At 65.9% G+C, this 15,131-nt stretch carries 12 protein-coding genes; 8 read left to right on the top strand and 4 right to left on the bottom strand.

Annotated elements, in window-relative coordinates; genetic code table 11:
* Positions 1-187: 187 nt before the first annotated feature.
* Positions 188-979 (top strand): 2-keto-4-pentenoate hydratase, encoded by a 792-nt coding sequence (locus RPR59_RS06105; protein WP_313917729.1) that lies wholly within the window; start codon positions 188-190, stop codon positions 977-979.
* 111 nt (positions 980-1,090) lie between these two features.
* Here the strand turns inward: RPR59_RS06105 and RPR59_RS06100 are convergent, their stop codons facing one another.
* Both RPR59_RS06100 and RPR59_RS06095 read right to left on the bottom strand, forming a co-directional pair.
* Positions 1,091-1,501 carry a cupin domain-containing protein gene (locus RPR59_RS06100; protein ID WP_432280295.1) on the bottom strand — a complete coding sequence of 137 codons (411 nt, stop codon included), beginning with the start codon at positions 1,499-1,501 and terminating at the stop codon, positions 1,091-1,093.
* 13 nt (positions 1,502-1,514) lie between these two features.
* On the bottom strand, positions 1,515-3,152 hold the full coding sequence (locus RPR59_RS06095; RefSeq protein ID WP_313917727.1) for a pectate lyase: 1,638 nt from the start codon (positions 3,150-3,152) through the stop codon (positions 1,515-1,517).
* Between the two features lie 214 nt (positions 3,153-3,366).
* On the opposite strand from RPR59_RS06095, the gene RPR59_RS06090 reads away from it, so the two are divergent.
* From RPR59_RS06090 to RPR59_RS06065, 6 genes are all read left to right on the top strand, one after another.
* Positions 3,367-4,356, top strand: coding sequence for a TRAP transporter substrate-binding protein (locus tag RPR59_RS06090; protein WP_313917725.1), 990 nt, complete (start codon positions 3,367-3,369; stop codon positions 4,354-4,356).
* Positions 4,349-4,849: a TRAP transporter small permease gene (locus RPR59_RS06085; RefSeq protein WP_313917723.1), complete on the top strand. Its 501-nt coding sequence runs from the start codon at positions 4,349-4,351 to the stop codon at positions 4,847-4,849. Before RPR59_RS06090 ends, RPR59_RS06085 begins: the two co-directional genes overlap by 8 nt.
* Positions 4,850-4,852: 3 nt before the next feature.
* Positions 4,853-6,136, top strand: coding sequence for a TRAP transporter large permease (locus RPR59_RS06080; protein ID WP_313917720.1), 1,284 nt, complete (start codon positions 4,853-4,855; stop codon positions 6,134-6,136).
* Positions 6,137-6,480: 344 nt separating this feature from the next.
* The gene (locus RPR59_RS06075) at positions 6,481-6,873 is read left to right on the top strand and encodes a GtrA family protein (RefSeq protein WP_313917716.1); all 393 of its coding nucleotides are present in this window, start codon (positions 6,481-6,483) and stop codon (positions 6,871-6,873) included.
* Between the two features lie 81 nt (positions 6,874-6,954).
* Positions 6,955-8,028 (top strand): potassium channel family protein, encoded by a 1,074-nt coding sequence (locus RPR59_RS06070; RefSeq protein ID WP_313917714.1) that lies wholly within the window; start codon positions 6,955-6,957, stop codon positions 8,026-8,028.
* 201 nt (positions 8,029-8,229) lie between these two features.
* Positions 8,230-9,807 carry a BCCT family transporter gene (locus RPR59_RS06065; protein WP_313917712.1) on the top strand — a complete coding sequence of 526 codons (1,578 nt, stop codon included), beginning with the start codon at positions 8,230-8,232 and terminating at the stop codon, positions 9,805-9,807.
* Between the two features lie 82 nt (positions 9,808-9,889).
* Here the strand turns inward: RPR59_RS06065 and RPR59_RS06060 are convergent, their stop codons facing one another.
* The gene (locus RPR59_RS06060) at positions 9,890-10,948 is read right to left on the bottom strand and encodes a glycosyltransferase family 2 protein (RefSeq protein ID WP_313917710.1); all 1,059 of its coding nucleotides are present in this window, start codon (positions 10,946-10,948) and stop codon (positions 9,890-9,892) included.
* Between the two features lie 2 nt (positions 10,949-10,950).
* Entirely contained in the window at positions 10,951-13,455 is a 2,505-nt protein-coding gene (locus RPR59_RS06055; RefSeq protein WP_313917708.1) for a DegT/DnrJ/EryC1/StrS family aminotransferase, read from the bottom strand.
* Positions 13,456-13,594: 139 nt separating this feature from the next.
* Between RPR59_RS06055 and RPR59_RS06050 the strand changes: the two genes are divergently transcribed.
* Positions 13,595-14,983: an MFS transporter gene (locus tag RPR59_RS06050; RefSeq protein WP_313917706.1), complete on the top strand. Its 1,389-nt coding sequence runs from the start codon at positions 13,595-13,597 to the stop codon at positions 14,981-14,983.
* Positions 14,984-15,131 lie beyond the last annotated feature (148 nt).

Genomic DNA, 15,131 nt, shown 5'->3' with positions numbered 1-15,131 from the left:
GTGACGGAGCGCTTTGTACGGCAATATCCTTCAGGGCTTATGCGGAGTCGGAAAGAAAGCAAGCTTTTACGCGGGTAAAACAACCGGGCTCGAACGATCCCTTGCTTGTGACACCGGTTTCCCATATCGCTGTCCGCACCGGGTCGGACAATCATCCGCACCGACCGACGAAAGGGAGAAATGCCGAATGAGCGCGAGCGCCAAGGCGATCGCGGAACGGTTCGTCAATGCGCGCCGCTCCGCCACCGTCCTACCTGAATATCCCGGCTCGGCTCCGGAAACACTGGAAGCTGCCTATCGCATCCAGGACGAAGCGATTGCGCTCGATGCTCGGCCGGTCCTGGGCTGGAAGGTCGGCCGCATCATGCCGCCCCTCGACGATCAATATGGGGCGGATCGCCTCGCCGGCCCCATTTTCACGGTCACCGATGCCGCAGCCGGCAATTCCATGCCCGTCTTTGCCGATGGCTTCGCCGCCGGCGAGGCCGAATTCCTCCTGCGCGTGGGCAAGCGCCCGCCGCACGGAAAGGTCGATTTCACCCTTGCTGAAGCGAAGGCGCTGCTCGATGCCGTCCATCTCGGCATCGAGGTGGCGAGTTCGCCCTTTCCCGGCATCAACGACCACGGCCCCGGCGTCACCGTCTCCGACTGCGGCAACAATTACGGCCTGTTGATCGGCGAGGCGGTATCCAACTGGCAGGACGATGCTTTCGCCGATTGGGATGTCGTCTCCTATCGCAATGGCGAAGAGGTCGGGCGCGCCAAGGCATCCGCCATGCCGGACGGCCCGATCGGCGCCGCTCGGTTCCTGTTCTCGCTGCTCGCGCGGCGCGGCATCGCCATCGAACCGGGCCTGTGGATATCATCCGGCGCGGTGACCGGGGTTCACCCGGTGTCGGTCGGCGACAGCTTCTCTGCGCGATTCGACGGGCACGACCCCCTCGACTGCACTTTCGTAGCCGCGCAAGGCGAAGGATGATCGCACCGGGGGATGTTCACACAGCCCCGGATTTGACGCACCTATCGACTCTTTTCCGCCACGCGTCCGGGCACGGGTGAGTATGCCTGTCCGCAGGAAGCCGGCCGGGCTTTACTCCGCGCGCTCGCGGAGCGGATACGCGATCAACAGCACCAGGTCGTCGTCTCCCGTCTGACGAATGCCGACATCGTTCCCGTCGTACAGATATGCCGCATCGCCGGCGCGAACGGTCGACACCCTGCCGTCGACCGTCAGTTCGCCTGTGCCGCCGACGACATAATAGACCTCGTCATGCGCGATCACATGCATGCCGATGCTCGCGCCGGGATGCATGACGCGCTTGCGGAATTCCATCGACCGGTTCGGCATCTGATCGCTGATCCGATAGGCGGTGCTCATGCCCGTGCCGTGATGTGGTGGCACTTCGCGCGTCACCGTGTCGCCTTCGTGGATGACGCGCCCCTGGCCGGCGGCGGGCACCGCCTGAAGCGCAAGCGTGATCAGAAGTGCCATACCCGTCATCGTTTCGTCTCCCTCAGCCGCCCTGCCGTTCCAGCGCGGAGATCAACTTGCCCATATTGTTGAGATAAGCCGCCGTCGAAATCCCGATGACGGGCTTGTCCGCATAATAAGGCGACGTGTCGTATCTGTCGCCGACGCGCGTCGTTTCGTAATCCTTGTCGGCCGGCGCGTCGGATGGATCGCCGATATAGGGATTGCTCGTCGCCTTCAGTTCGGTCGGCCAATAGCCCTGCGCGTTGAGCCCGGCGACGATCGCCTGCGTGTTCCTTGCGCTCATATCGTCATTCAGGTCCGACGTCCCCGACGTGTCGGTTTCCACGAAGCGCGGAAAGGCCCCGGCCTGCGCATGGAAAAGCGGCGATTCGCTGCGCGCCTCCTCCGGCGGCATCGCCCGCATCCGTTCATATTCCCGGCGCAGGGCCGCGACGTCGATATTTCGATAGGACGAATAGTGGCCGATGACGTGATCCGGCTCGCTGCTCGTATAATATTCGCCGTTGGCGGCGTTCGAGCCCCGGCGATGCAGATAGAGCGGCTTGCCCGTGCCGATCTCGATAAAGGTGGGATAGGCTCCCTTGGGGCTCGCCTGATCCGGCGGCAGTTTCACCGATTCCAGCCAGTCGAGCGCTTCGGGAATGCGCGCCAGATATCTGCTGTCCCCGGTCAGGCGATAAAAGCGCATCAATTGCTCGACGGCCGATGCGGTGGTGTGCGTCGCCAATGCCTTGGGCTCGTAACTGCGCGCCGCCGCGGGCTCCAGCTTTACCGGCGTATATTGCAAGGCCCAGCCCGGCTGCGGCTGACCCTGCTGCGTCAGGAGATAGATGTCCATTCCGCGATAGATGGCCGGAAGCAGCCGTTGGTCCGACAGGACCTGATAACAGTCGATCAGATAATCGACATTTTCCGCCGTCACATTGTCGTTGAACGTGATATAGGACGTATAGTCCGCCAGACCGTGGTGCACGAACTCGTGCTTCAACGGCCAGCGTTGCGGCCATCCGCCATTGGGATATTGGCTTTCCAGCACGAAGTCGATGTTGCGCATCACTTCGCTCTTGTACTTCGGATCGAATTTCTCGGCATAAAGGCGCAGGATGAACTTCATCGCCTGCGCCGTGCCGTCGTCATCGAAGGTGGCATTGCCCCAATAGTGCTGGAATTCCTCCATCCGCCACGCATTCTTGCCGACGGTGTCATAGAATTGGCGGGTCGACGCCTCGCCGGCGAAATCGATGAAATAGTTCCAGCCGCCGGTCGCTATCTCGCCGGCGATCAACGCGTCGGCGGCCTTTTTCGCGGCCTCATAATAATATTCGTCGCCCGTTGCGTGATAGGCGTCGAGGAACAGGTTCCCCATGTCGGGCGTACCGGGCGGCTGCACCCAGATCATGCTCGGCCTGGCCTCCAATTCGCCCCAGCGGCGCGACATATCCGGCAGGTACGACCATACATAGCCGCCATGCGTGCTCACATCCTCAACCATGAACTTCGTCGCGCGCTTCATGGCGTCGAGTATCCGCTGGCGATCCGGGGCCTGCTGTTCCCGCGCTTCCGCCGGCGTCATCCCCGCGAGGGGAACGAACGCAATGGCAAGCGCCGTCGCCGCCAGCCCGGCCCTGATCCGATTCTGCACAACCCCTTTCGACATCCAGTTCTCCTTTATCCTGCGCAACTGCACGCTCGGCCCGGCCATCCGAACCCGCAAAAGGGGCTGGTAACCGGTGTCATGTTTCGTTAGGCCTAAGGCAGAAACGGTCCGATGACAATGCGTCGTGTACGATGCAGCATCGGCGCTAGTAAGTTTGCCGGCGCGCAAGAAACGGCAGTGGGGATCGGCACGGCGCCGGTCGGACGGGAGGGATATGCTCAGAACGGGCCGCCGCGGGTTCATGATCGGGTCGCTGTGCATGCTGGCTGCATGCGATCGCGCGCCCCGGACGCAGATGTTCGCCAACGACACGCATCCGCGCGACTATCCGACGGTAAGGGCGGTCGAATATTTCGGCGACCTGATCGAAAGGCGCAGCAACGGGCGGTTGTCGATCAAGATGTTCGCCGGCGGGCAATTGGGCTCCGAACGCGACACGCTGGAGATCACGGCATTCGGCGGGCTCGACATCAATCGCGTCAACATCGCGCCGCTCAACGCGATCGAGCCGATGACGATGATCCTGTCGCTGCCCTTCCTGTTCGATTCGATCGAACACAGCCGCCGGGCATTCGACGGTCCGCCCGGCCAGGCGATCCTGCAATCGCTGACCAGGCACGGACTGATCGGCCTGTGCTATTATGATTCCGGCGCGCGCAGCTTCTACAACACCTACGGTCCCGTCCGTACGCCCGGCGACATGCGCGGGCGCAAATACCGGGTGCAGAATTCCGATCTTTATGTCGGTACGGTCAACGCACTCGGCGCGGACGCGACGCCGATGGCGCTGGGCGAGATCTATCAGGGCCTTGTTCAGGGCGTGATCGACGGTGCCGAGAACAACTGGCCCACCTACCAGTCCGAACGCCATTTCGAAGTGGCGCCCTATTACAGCGAAACGCAGCACGTCATGGCGCCCGAGGTGCTGCTGATGTCGAAGATCCGCTGGGACAAGCTATCGCGCGCCGATCAGGAGATCATCATGGAAAGCGCGCGGGAATCGGTGCCGTACATGCGCAGATTATGGGACGCGCGCGTCGTCGCGGCGCGCCGGGCGGTGCTTGCCGCCGGCGCGAAGGTCAACGAGGTCGATCACAAGGCGTTTCAGGACAAGACGCGGCCGCTGTGGGACCGGTTCGTCACGACCGGGCGGGAGCGCGACCTCGTGCGGCAGATCCAGGCGATGGGAGGGGCGGATGCGTGAACCGCTGGGCCGCTGGCCCGAACGCAGCAGCAATTTCATGCTGGCGGCCGGCGCCGTCGGCCTGATCCTGATGACCGCGATCATCGGTTATCAGGTGTTCGGCCGATATGTTCTCCATTCCAGCCCGTCCTGGGCCGAGGAAGCCTCGCTCATCCTGATGATCTGGTACGTCTTCTTCGCCGCGGCGGCCGGGGTGCGCGAACGCTTCCACATCCGCATCACCGCGCTCGAAAACGCGGTGCCGGCGCATGTCCGCCGGCCGATGCGCTGGTTCGTGCACACGGTGGTCGCGCTTGCCGGCCTGTCGCTCGCGATCTGGGGCACCGAACTCGTATGCCTGACCTGGGAGCACGAAATCCCGACGCTCGGCCTGTCACGCGGCGTCGCCTATCTGCCGCTGCCGCTGTCGGGCGTGTTGATGATCCTGTTTTCCATCGAACATTTGCTGCGCGGCGATCCCGCTGGCGACGAAGACGAAGCGAGCGTGGACTGACCCATGGCATTGACGATCCTCATCGCGACCCTGCTCATCCTGCTTGCGCTGGGCGTGCCGGTCGCCTTCGCGCTGATGGGCGCATCACTCGCGACCTTCGCCTGGCTCGACATCCCGATGGTGGTCGCGATGCAGCGTATGGCGTCGGGCATCAGCGTCTTCACGCTCATGGCGATTCCCTTCTTCATCTTCGCCGGCGACCTGATGTACCGCGCCGGCATCGCCCGGCGGCTGATGCAGGTGGCGGAAGCCGTATTCGGCCGCGCGCGCGGCGGGCTGGGCCAGGTCGATGTCGGCGCCTCGATGCTGTTCGGCGCGGTATCGGGATCGGCGATCGCCAGTGCCTCCGCCATGGGTTCGACGCTCGTGCCGCTGATGAAGGAAAAGGGCTATGACGCCGATTACGCCGTCAACGTCACGGTGACGGCGGCAATCGTCGGCCTGCTGATCCCGCCGTCGCACAATATGATCATCTATGCCGCCGCATCTGGCACGGGCGTGTCGATCGGCGCGCTGTTCCTCGCCGGCATCGTGCCGGGCGTGCTGACCGGCGCGCTGCTGATGGTCGTCGCCTGGATCGTCGCGGTGAAGCGCGACTATCCGGCCGGCGTGTTTCCCGGCTGGCGGCCGTTCATGGTCGCCTTCTTCGGCGCGATCCCCGGTATGCTGACCGCCGTGATCATCATGGGCGGAATCCTTAGCGGTATCTTCACCGCCACCGAAAGCTCCGCGATCGCCGTGATCTACACGATCCTGATCGGCGTCTTCGGCTATCGCACATTGGGCCTGAAGGACTTTTTCGGCGCCGCGATGCAATCGGTGCGGACAACGGCGATGGTGCTTCTCATCATCAGCGCCGCCACCGCGTTCGGCTATGCGCTCGCCATCCTCGAAGTGCCGAAGGAACTGTCGCAGGTGATGACGTCGATCTCCGACAATCCGCTGATCATCCTTCTCATGATCAACGTCATGCTGCTCGTGCTCGGCACGTTCATGGACATGGCGCCGCTGATCGTCATCACCACGCCCATCTTCCTGCCGGTCGTCGCCCCGCTGGGCATCGACCCCGTGCATTTCGGGATCATCCTGATGCTGAACCTGGGCATCGGCCTGGTGACTCCGCCGGTGGGATCGGTGCTGTTCGTCGGATCGGCGGTGGGCAAGATCCCCGTCGAACGCGCAGTCAGGACGATATGGCCCTTCTACGGCGCCCTCGTCGTTGCACTGGGCTTCGTTACCTATGTCCCCTGGCTGTCGATGGCGCTGCCGCATTATTTCGGGGATTGATAGCGATTCTGACGCTCTTTCCGCTGCGTTCCTGCAAGCCGGTGCCCAGCGCATGACCTGCGGTGCCCACAGGTGCGGCGGGTCGGAATCCGTGCGGCCGCGCGGTCCTTCGATGCACGACGCCGATGCCAGCGGCGCGCACCCGCTTTCCGGTGGCGCGTGGCATAGACGCCGCCGCCCGATCGCGGCGATCGCACCGCGATGGATAAGATCGTTCCGCAAGCCGTTTCCGCAACGTGAGCCTTTCCGTTTCTCCCCCTCGTACCGGCCGCCGCTCCGCGACCGAGCCGCCATATAGACGACCACAGACCGATCAGGCACATGCCGGGCCGTTCGCGCAGCGCTTGTTCAATCGCCGCTCGTTCGCCCTGTTCACCCGCAATGCCGTCGCCTCCGTCATTGCGTTCGTGCTGGATCTGGCGGCACTGTGGCTGATGGTCGACGGCCTGGGCTGGAACCGGATGGCAGCGGCCGCCTTCGCCTTTTTCTGCGCCAATTCGCTGCATTATGCCCTGGCCCGCATCTGCGTGTTTCCGGGCAGTGAGCGCGATCTCTGGCTCGGCTATATCTATTTCGTCGTCAATGGCTGCATCGGCCTGATCGCGATCCTGTCGCTATTCTGGTTGCTGTCGGGGCCGGCCGGAATCCCGTACCTGCTTGCCCGCATCGCAGCGTCCCTGTGCGGCGGCACCTTGGTGTTCCTGCTGAACGCAACGGGAAATTTCCGGCAATTATAGACGCGTTGCCGATGCCGCGCGGAACCGGCCATGCCGGGCGGGCGTAGGGCTGACGACGAAGCGGCAAGACGGAGATGTGCAATGCCGGCCCTGGCGACGCTGTGCGGCGCGGTTCTGATCGCGATCACGCTGGCCGACATCTTCGCCACCGTGCTGATGGCGCGCGCCAATATCAACCTGCTGTCCTCGCGCCTGATCCGGGCATGCTGGCCGATATTCCGCGCCGTGGACCAGGCGCTGCACCTGCGCGGCCGAGTCATGCTTTTCGCCGGTCCCGCCCTGCTGATGGGAATCGCGGCGATCTGGGCGATCCTGCTGACGATCGGCTTTGCGCTCGTCTATCTGCCCATGCTCGGCGACGGAATTACCGCGTCCTCTGGCAGTACCGGGACCGATTTCATCACCGCCGTCTATTTCAGCGGCTACAACTTCGCCACGCTGGGACTGGGCGATCTGGTGCCCGGCAAGCCGATCGCGCGATTGCTGACGATCATCGAGGCCGCGGCCGGCTTCAGCATCGTCACGCTGGTTCTCAGCTACACTCTCAATATCTACGGCGCCGTGAACGCGCGAGACAGCTTCGCCCTTTCGCTTCACGGCGGCACGGGCGGCACGGGGCGGATCGCCGATGCACTGGCCGGATTGTTCCCGACCGGCAGCGCCGACCCGACCGCCAGCAACTCGCTCGAAAGCCTCGGCGACCGGCTGTTTTCGTTGATCCAGCTTCAACATGCCTATCCGATCGCGCGCTATTACCGGCGGCGCCGGCCCGAACTTTCCAGCGCCTGGATCGCCTTCCACGCGCTCGACCTCACGACATTGGCAGACGCGCTGCTGGACCCGGACCGCAATGCCCAATTGCTCCGGTCACGCGGCTTCGTGAGCCTGCGCGATGCCGCACGGCATTTCATCGACGAGTGCCGCCGAACCGCTCCCTCGCACGACGAAAGCGTAAAGCCGCAAGCGCGGGCCAACGCCGATTGGCGCGAACATCTTGGCGAGGTGCATTCCGCGCTGGCGGACCGGGGTGTGGCCCTGCGCGGCATGGACCGGGCGTGGGAGATCTATCGACGGGAGCGCAGCCGCTGGGACAGCGACGTCAGCCAACTCGCACACCATATGGGATATGAATATCGCATGGTTGCGGAATGCTGACGAACCGGCCGTCAGGCGCCGCCACCGTGGCGCGGATGCGTAACGCCGCAACGCCAGCAGCGAGGCCGGGCGGTTTGCCGCATTGTGTCTTCCACTGCGGCATCGGCCTTGCGCCCGGCCGACCGATATGGTCGAACATATGCTCACTATGCCGGACGATGGCAGGCGAGATCGCCACCCGGCGTCTTCGGGAGACATGGTTTGGAAGAAGCCCCCAGCCCGCCGGAGCGCAACGACATCGATCCCGTCGTATTCGCATGTTCGTTCGGCTTCGTTCTGATTTTCTGCATTACCGGCGCGCTGGCCCCCGATGCCGTCAACCGCATTTCCAGCGGGGCGCTGGACTGGGTGATGCAGAATCTGGGTTGGGTCTTCATCCTTGCCGCCACCGGATTCCTGATATTCCTGCTCGTCCTCGCCCTCGGCCCCTGGGGCCGCATCCCGCTCGGCCAGCCGGACGAGGAACCGGAATTCTCCACCGCGTCCTGGGTGGCGATGATGTTCAGCGCCGGCATGGGCATCGGCCTGATGTTCTACGGCGTGTACGAACCGGTATCCCATTTCACCAATCCCCCGCCGGGCTGGGGAGTCGATGCCGGCACGGCGGATGCCGGGCGGTTGTCGATGGCCTACACCTTGTTCCATTGGGGGCTGCATCCCTGGGCGATCTATGGCCTGTTCGCCCTCGCCCTTGCCTACTCCACCTTCCGCAAGGGGCGCGGCAACCTGATCAGCGGGCCGTTCCAGGCCCTGCTGGGCCAGGACCGGATCGAACGGCGCGGCTGGGGCAGGCCCATCGACATCTGGGCGATCGTGGCGACGAAATTCGGCGGCGCCACTTCGCTCGGTCTCGGCGCGCTCCAGATCGCGGGCGGATTGGGCCTCTACCTCGGCTGGAGCCAGCACGTCTCCGTCGAAGGCACCGGCGGCGGCAATGTCGGTCTGGCCATGGTGATCATCGTGATATTGTCGATCTTCGCCATCATCTCGGCGCTGAGCGGCGTCGATCGCGGCATCAAATGGCTCTCCAACGGCAACATGATCCTGGCCGGGCTCCTGCTGCTGTTCGTGCTGGTGTTCGGTTCCACCGTGTTCCTGTTCGACCTCATCCCGTCGTCGCTCGGCGCCTATCTCAACGATTTCGTGGCGATGAGCTTCCACTCCGCGGCCTTCGGCGGCGAGGACTGGATGTCGAACTGGACGATCTTCTTCTGGGCCTGGTGGATCTCCTGGACCCCGTTCGTTTCCACCTTCATCGCCCGCATCTCGCGCGGACGCACAATCCGCGAATTCGTTTTCGGCGTGCTGGTCATTCCCACCCTCGTCTCCACGCTCTGGTTCGTGGTGTTCGGCGGCGCGGGCATCGACCTGCAGGCCAGCGGCGTGGTCGACATCGCCGCGGCCGGTGCGCCGGAAAACGCCTTCTTCGCCGCGCTGCAGGGCTTCCCCTATCCGATCGTCACCGGCGCGGTCGTGATGGCGCTGACCGCGATCTTCTGGGTAAGCGGCGCGGATGCGAGCGCGATCGTGCTGGCGACGCTGTCGTCACGCGGCGCGATCAGCCCCAAACGCTGGCTGATCGCCCTCTGGGCTGTGGCCAGCGCGGCCGTGGCGGCCGTGTTGCTGCTGGTCGGCGGCCTCGCGGCGCTGCAGACCTTCACGATCCTGGTCGCCTGCCCCTTCGTCTTCGTGATGATGCTCCTGTGCTGGGCGCTGTTCCAGGATCTGTGCGCCGATCCCGGCCTTATCGAACACGAACAGGCCGAACGCGTACGCTGAAATCCCGTTGCCGGTGCGGATGGGTGCCGGGCGACGGGTTCGCCATCCGACTGATCGCCGCAAGGCGATAAAAGGGGGGGCGTCAGGCCCGTATGCGCGCCTGGCGTACCGCCCGAATCCGGCCGATCACCTCGGACATCAGGAGATCTCCGGGCCGGGCATGGCGCACCGCGTCGCGTCCCGCCGGCGTCGCCAGCGCGCGGCGGAGCGGCATCGCGCCGGATCGCACCGCCTCGCGACAGGTTCGCCACCAGAGTTGCGAAATGTCGTGATCCACGGCCATCCGCGCCGCATCGTCGAGCGCCTTTGCGGCGAAGAATTGTCGCCGCAACGCGGCCACGGCGGTAAACAGCCGCTCCAGGGTCGCTGCATCGCGAACCGGCTCGCGCGCCATCAGGTGGCGGATGAACAACCCGATCGCGTCGGCGTCGTGGCGGCCGAACAGGCGGTCCTGCGCCTCCGCCAGCACCATACTCGCCGTTTCCAGCATCCGGCCGGCAAATCGTTTGGACAATCCGCCCGCATGGGAACGATAGCATACCAGCGGCAGATCGATCTCGGCGATCCGCCCGAAGGAGCGCAGGCGGTGATAGAGGTCGAAATCCTCGACATAGAGGCGATCGCACCGCTCGAACACGTCCAGCCGCCGCGCCGCATCCGCGCGGAACATCACCGACGACCAGACCAGCGGATTGCGCGTCAGCATCATCCAGTCGATCTGGTCGGGCGTCATGCCGTGAACGCGTGGCGATGGCCGCACCATCCCGTCGACCAGCAGCTCGGCATGGCTGGCGACCAGGACGAAGTCCGGATTTGCGTCGAGAAAGGCCGCCTGTCGCGCCAGCCGGTCGGGCCGGCAGACATCGTCATGGTCCAGCCCGGCGACATAGCGGCCGCGAACGGCGGCGAACGCCCGATTGCGCGCGGCGACGGGGCCGCCATTTTCGGGCGCCACGATCAGCCGGACGCGCGGATCGCCATAGCCGCGCACCAGGGCCGCCGTCTCGTCGCCGGAACAATCGTCGACGATCACGACCTCGAAATCGGAAAATGTCTGGGCGTACAGGCTGTCGAGCGTCTCCGCGATCAGCGGGGCGCCCCTATAGGCTGCGATCAGGACGCTGACCGTCGGCGCGACCATGCCTAGGCCGCCGCGGCGTTCGACCGCCGGGCCAGCACCTGATCCACGACCAGCCGGCCGACATCGTTCTGCCACAGCCACAGGCCGTTGGCCTTGCCGGTGAAGCTGGGCTCCCCGCCCAGCGCGCCTTCGGGAACGAAGCCCGCGGCCAGTCCGATGCCGAACGCGCCGGGAATGGCCGCTCCCGAAGCATCCATGACGCGGCATTGCTGATCGACCATGCGCGGTCGCCCCGCCGCATGCGCCGCCAATGCGATCGCGCGGCCATCGGCGCCGAACAGCGGCAGCGCGCGCGGGCGATAGCCCAGCGCCGCGATCACCAGATCCGCCTGCTCGACGATCCGCCGCGCCGCCCGGTCCTTCACCGCGACATGGTGCAGCGCGACCCTGGGATCGGGCACGCGGCCGCCGATGCCCAACATGCGCAGCACCAATTCGCGTGCCTCCAGCCGGAACCCCGCCAACCGGTAAACGAAGCCGCTGACAGGACAGATGTCGTCCGGTCCGAAATCGGTGAAGCCGTCGGCGCGCGCGGCCTCGACCGAAGGATAGAAGGGGCGCAGCGGCTGTCGGTGCAGCAGCGTCACGGCACCGGCGCCGAGCGGCAGGGCCGGTTGGGCCTTCAACAACAGCGTGACCGCCGCCAACGCACTGGTGGACGCGCCGATCACCGCGATCCGGGGCGCCCGCAGACCGGCCAGTCGCTCGCGCAGGTCGTCGACACCGCCCAGTCGCAGAACGGGATCGCTCGCCACCAGCCTGTCCCCCGCCAGTTCGTGCAGCGGCATGTCGTCGATGCGCGCCTTGCGGATGCTGTCCGCGCACTGGTAGCCGCCGGTGGCGAGAACGATGTTGTCGCTGCGCCAGCACCGCTCGGCGCCGGTGGTGCGGTCGCGCAGCGTCGTGACCCAGCCGCCATCGGCCAGCCGCCTGGTCCCGATTGCTTCCAGCCCGGTCTCCACCGCCCCGCCGTGTCGGCGGGCGAGCGATGTCAGTTCGCGGGCCAGCCCTTCCAGAAAGGGACGGGTCCTGGCGAGGGGCACGCCCAGCGCGCCGGAGAAGCGCGCGATGTCGAGCCCGGCGGGATGGTCGACGAGCGCGGCGAGTTCGGGATAGCGGCTGTCTTTCGCCGCCGACAGAAACGTCTCCGCCGTGCTGTCGGACGTAATGGCATAATTGCCCAGATTGCCGCTGCCCGGTCGGTCGCCGGCATCCGCGATCGCCAGTCCGGATGCGAACTCTTCCAGCCGGCCCGCCTTCGCCGCCGCCGTCAGCACCGCCATGCCGGCGGGGCCGCCGCCGATCATCACCGTTTCGAAACGCTGCTTCGCCGGATCGGCCGCCTGCGCCATGACGCGGCTCGGCCGCGCCGTGGTCTCGCAGGCGTCGAGCAGCGCGTCGCAGACACGGTCGACATCGGGAATGGCCATCGCTTCGTGCAGCGGCAGGTTGACGATGCGCCGGCCGATGGCATCGGCCACCGGCGTCGGTTCGCTGATCGCGGTCCGGCGGAAATGCGGTTGCTGCGCGCAATGCGGCGCGAAGTAATGCGCAGCGCCGATTCCGGCCTGATCCAGCAGGCGCAGGATATCGTCGCGCTGCACCGCCAGCGCTTCGGGCAGCAGCAGCGACTGGAACTGGGCCATCGGCCGGCGGCCGAGCGGCCGCTGCCGATCGAATGCGGCGCCGAGACGCGCGCCATAACGTGCAGCAAGCGCCGCGCGATGCTCGCCCACCGCGTCGATCCCGGCCAGCTTGGCGTGCGCCATCAGTGCGATCACCTCCGGCAGCTTGGCGTTCAGTCCGGGCAGGGTCGCGCACCGCGGACGGGTGAAGCCGAAATTCACCATGTCGCGCAATTCGTCGATGCGCCCCACATCGCCCGAATAGATCAGCCCGCCTTCGGCCGTGGCGAACGGCTTGGTCGCGTGCATGGAAAACACGGTGGCGAACGGCATTCCGGTGCCGATGCCATGCCCGTCGCAGTCCAGCCCGCCCAGCGACGCCGCGGCATCGACGACGACGGCGACGCCGTGATCCTGTTGCAGGCGGCGATAGCGCGCCAGATCAATGCCGTTGCCGAAGGTGGCATAGGGCACGACGACCGCGATCCGATCGCCGTGGGCGGCGAGTGCGGCCTCTTCGGCGGCGGCCGCGGCGGACCAGTCGTCGGGGTCGCTGTCGACGAACAGCGGCGTCAGTCCCGCCCATTGCGCCGCCTGCGCGGTCGCGGCGAAAGTGAAGGCAGGCATCATCGCGAACCGTTCGCCACGCCAGTCCCGGCCCGCCGCCTGGCGGATCGCGAGCATCAGCCCCAGCGTCGCGTTGGCGACGGCGAGGCCGGCGCCCCTGCCGTCGAACAAGCGGGAGACGACCTCCTCCTCGAACCCGCGCACCAGGGGCCCCGCGTTGGAATAGATACCGCGCGCCTCCATCGCCGCCAGTCGCTCGGCGAGCGAACTGAGCGGCACCGGGCGCGGCGCGATCAAGGGAATGGTCGGCGACATGGACGTTGGTCTGCTCCCGTAACCTTTGGCTGCATCGCCGGAGAGGTGCACCGTTCCTGCCATCATCACGGTTACAAAAAGTAAATCGCTCGCCGCTTTACGCTGGCGCAATCCGCGCACCTGCGGCTAGGCGGCAGGCATGATCCCGGTGAGTGCCAAGCGCGGTCGTGTCGGCAAAGGACGCCTGATCCTGTTCGCGTCCGGCGATTTCGGCTGCAACCTCTACTGGCAGAGCCTGATCTTCTATGTCTTCTTCTTCTATACGGAGGCGCTGGGCCTGCCGGCCGGCGTCGCCGGACTGGTCTATATGGCGGGATCCTTCTGGGACGGGCTGGCCGACCTGATCGTCGGCCTCCGGGCGCAGCGCCTGTCGGAACATGACAGCTATCGACGCTATGTCGGCTGGGGAGCGGTTCCGCTCGGCTGCGCCTTCGTCCTGCTCTATGCAGCGCCCGACCTGTCGCTTTCGTTGCTGGTCGGACTGGCGTTCGTCACCCATCTGGCGTTCCGGACGCTCTATGCGCTGGTCAACATCCCCTATTCGGCGATGACGACGCGGATCAGCGACGACAGCCGCGACCGCGCGACCATTTCCGGCCTGCGGATGCTGTTCGGCACCGCCGCGGCGATCGCCGTGGCCCTGGCGACGCCGCGCATCGGGCGGATCGTCGGCGGCGACGCCGAAAGCGCGGCCGGTTTCCTGGCGACCGCGATCCTTTTCGCGCTCGTCGCCACCGTGATCCTGATCCTGGTGGCCACCGGCGTACCGGAACGAACCGCGCCGCGCACGACGGCCCGGCACCCGCTGCGCGACTGCGCCCGCGTCCTGGCGGCGAACCGCGCCTTCGTCACGCTCAATCTCGCGATGGCGGCGGTCGTGATCGGCGTCACCGTGCTGACCAAATCGATCCTCTATTATTTCACCTACGTGCTGGGCGACGCCGGGGGCGGATCGACGGCGCTCGCCCTGATGGGGTTTGCCGGCGCCGTGTTCGTACCGCTCTGGATGGCTGTCTCCAGACGGCTGGGCAGCCGCGGGGTCTGGTTCGCAAGCGCGGGGCTGGCGATCGTCGTGCTCGGCCTGTTCGCGGTCCTGCGCCCGCGCGACCCGATTGTCGTGCAGGCGCTGCTGATCGCGATGCAGGCACCCGTCATCGGCGTCAATTTCGCCTTCTGGGCGCTCCTGCCCGACACGGTCGAACTGGGCGAGCATCGATCCGGCATTCGGGTGGAGGCGATGTCCTACGGCGTCGCCGCCTTGTCACAGAAGCTGTCGCTGGGCCTGGCCGCCGGGCTGATGGGATTGATCTATACGACGATCGGCTATGTCCCCCATGCCGAACAGACGCCGCTCGCCATGGCCGGCATGCGGTGGACCATGCTGCTGCTGCCGGCTGCAGGGTTCCTTCTGTCCGTCCTCGTGATGCTCGCCAATCCGCTGCGTCGCGGCACGCATGATGCCGTGGTCGCGGAGCTGGCCGCCGGACGTAACCCGGCCGCCTGGCGCGAGATCGGTCGTTCCGGATGAGCGAAACGTCCCGCGAAGACGGTGAACCGGCCGTACCAACTCGCGGAGAACCGCAAAGGTCGCACCTCAACGCGCGCGGGTGCGCGGGTGCGCGCGCGGGGAGTATAACCGATATCAAAGAGCAGTGCCGGTGGTGGCATAGACCGGC

The organism is Stakelama saccharophila (assembly GCF_032229225.1).
GTDB classification, from domain to species: domain Bacteria; phylum Pseudomonadota; class Alphaproteobacteria; order Sphingomonadales; family Sphingomonadaceae; genus Sphingomonas; species Sphingomonas saccharophila.
This window is presented reverse-complemented; position numbering and strand designations above follow the sequence as displayed.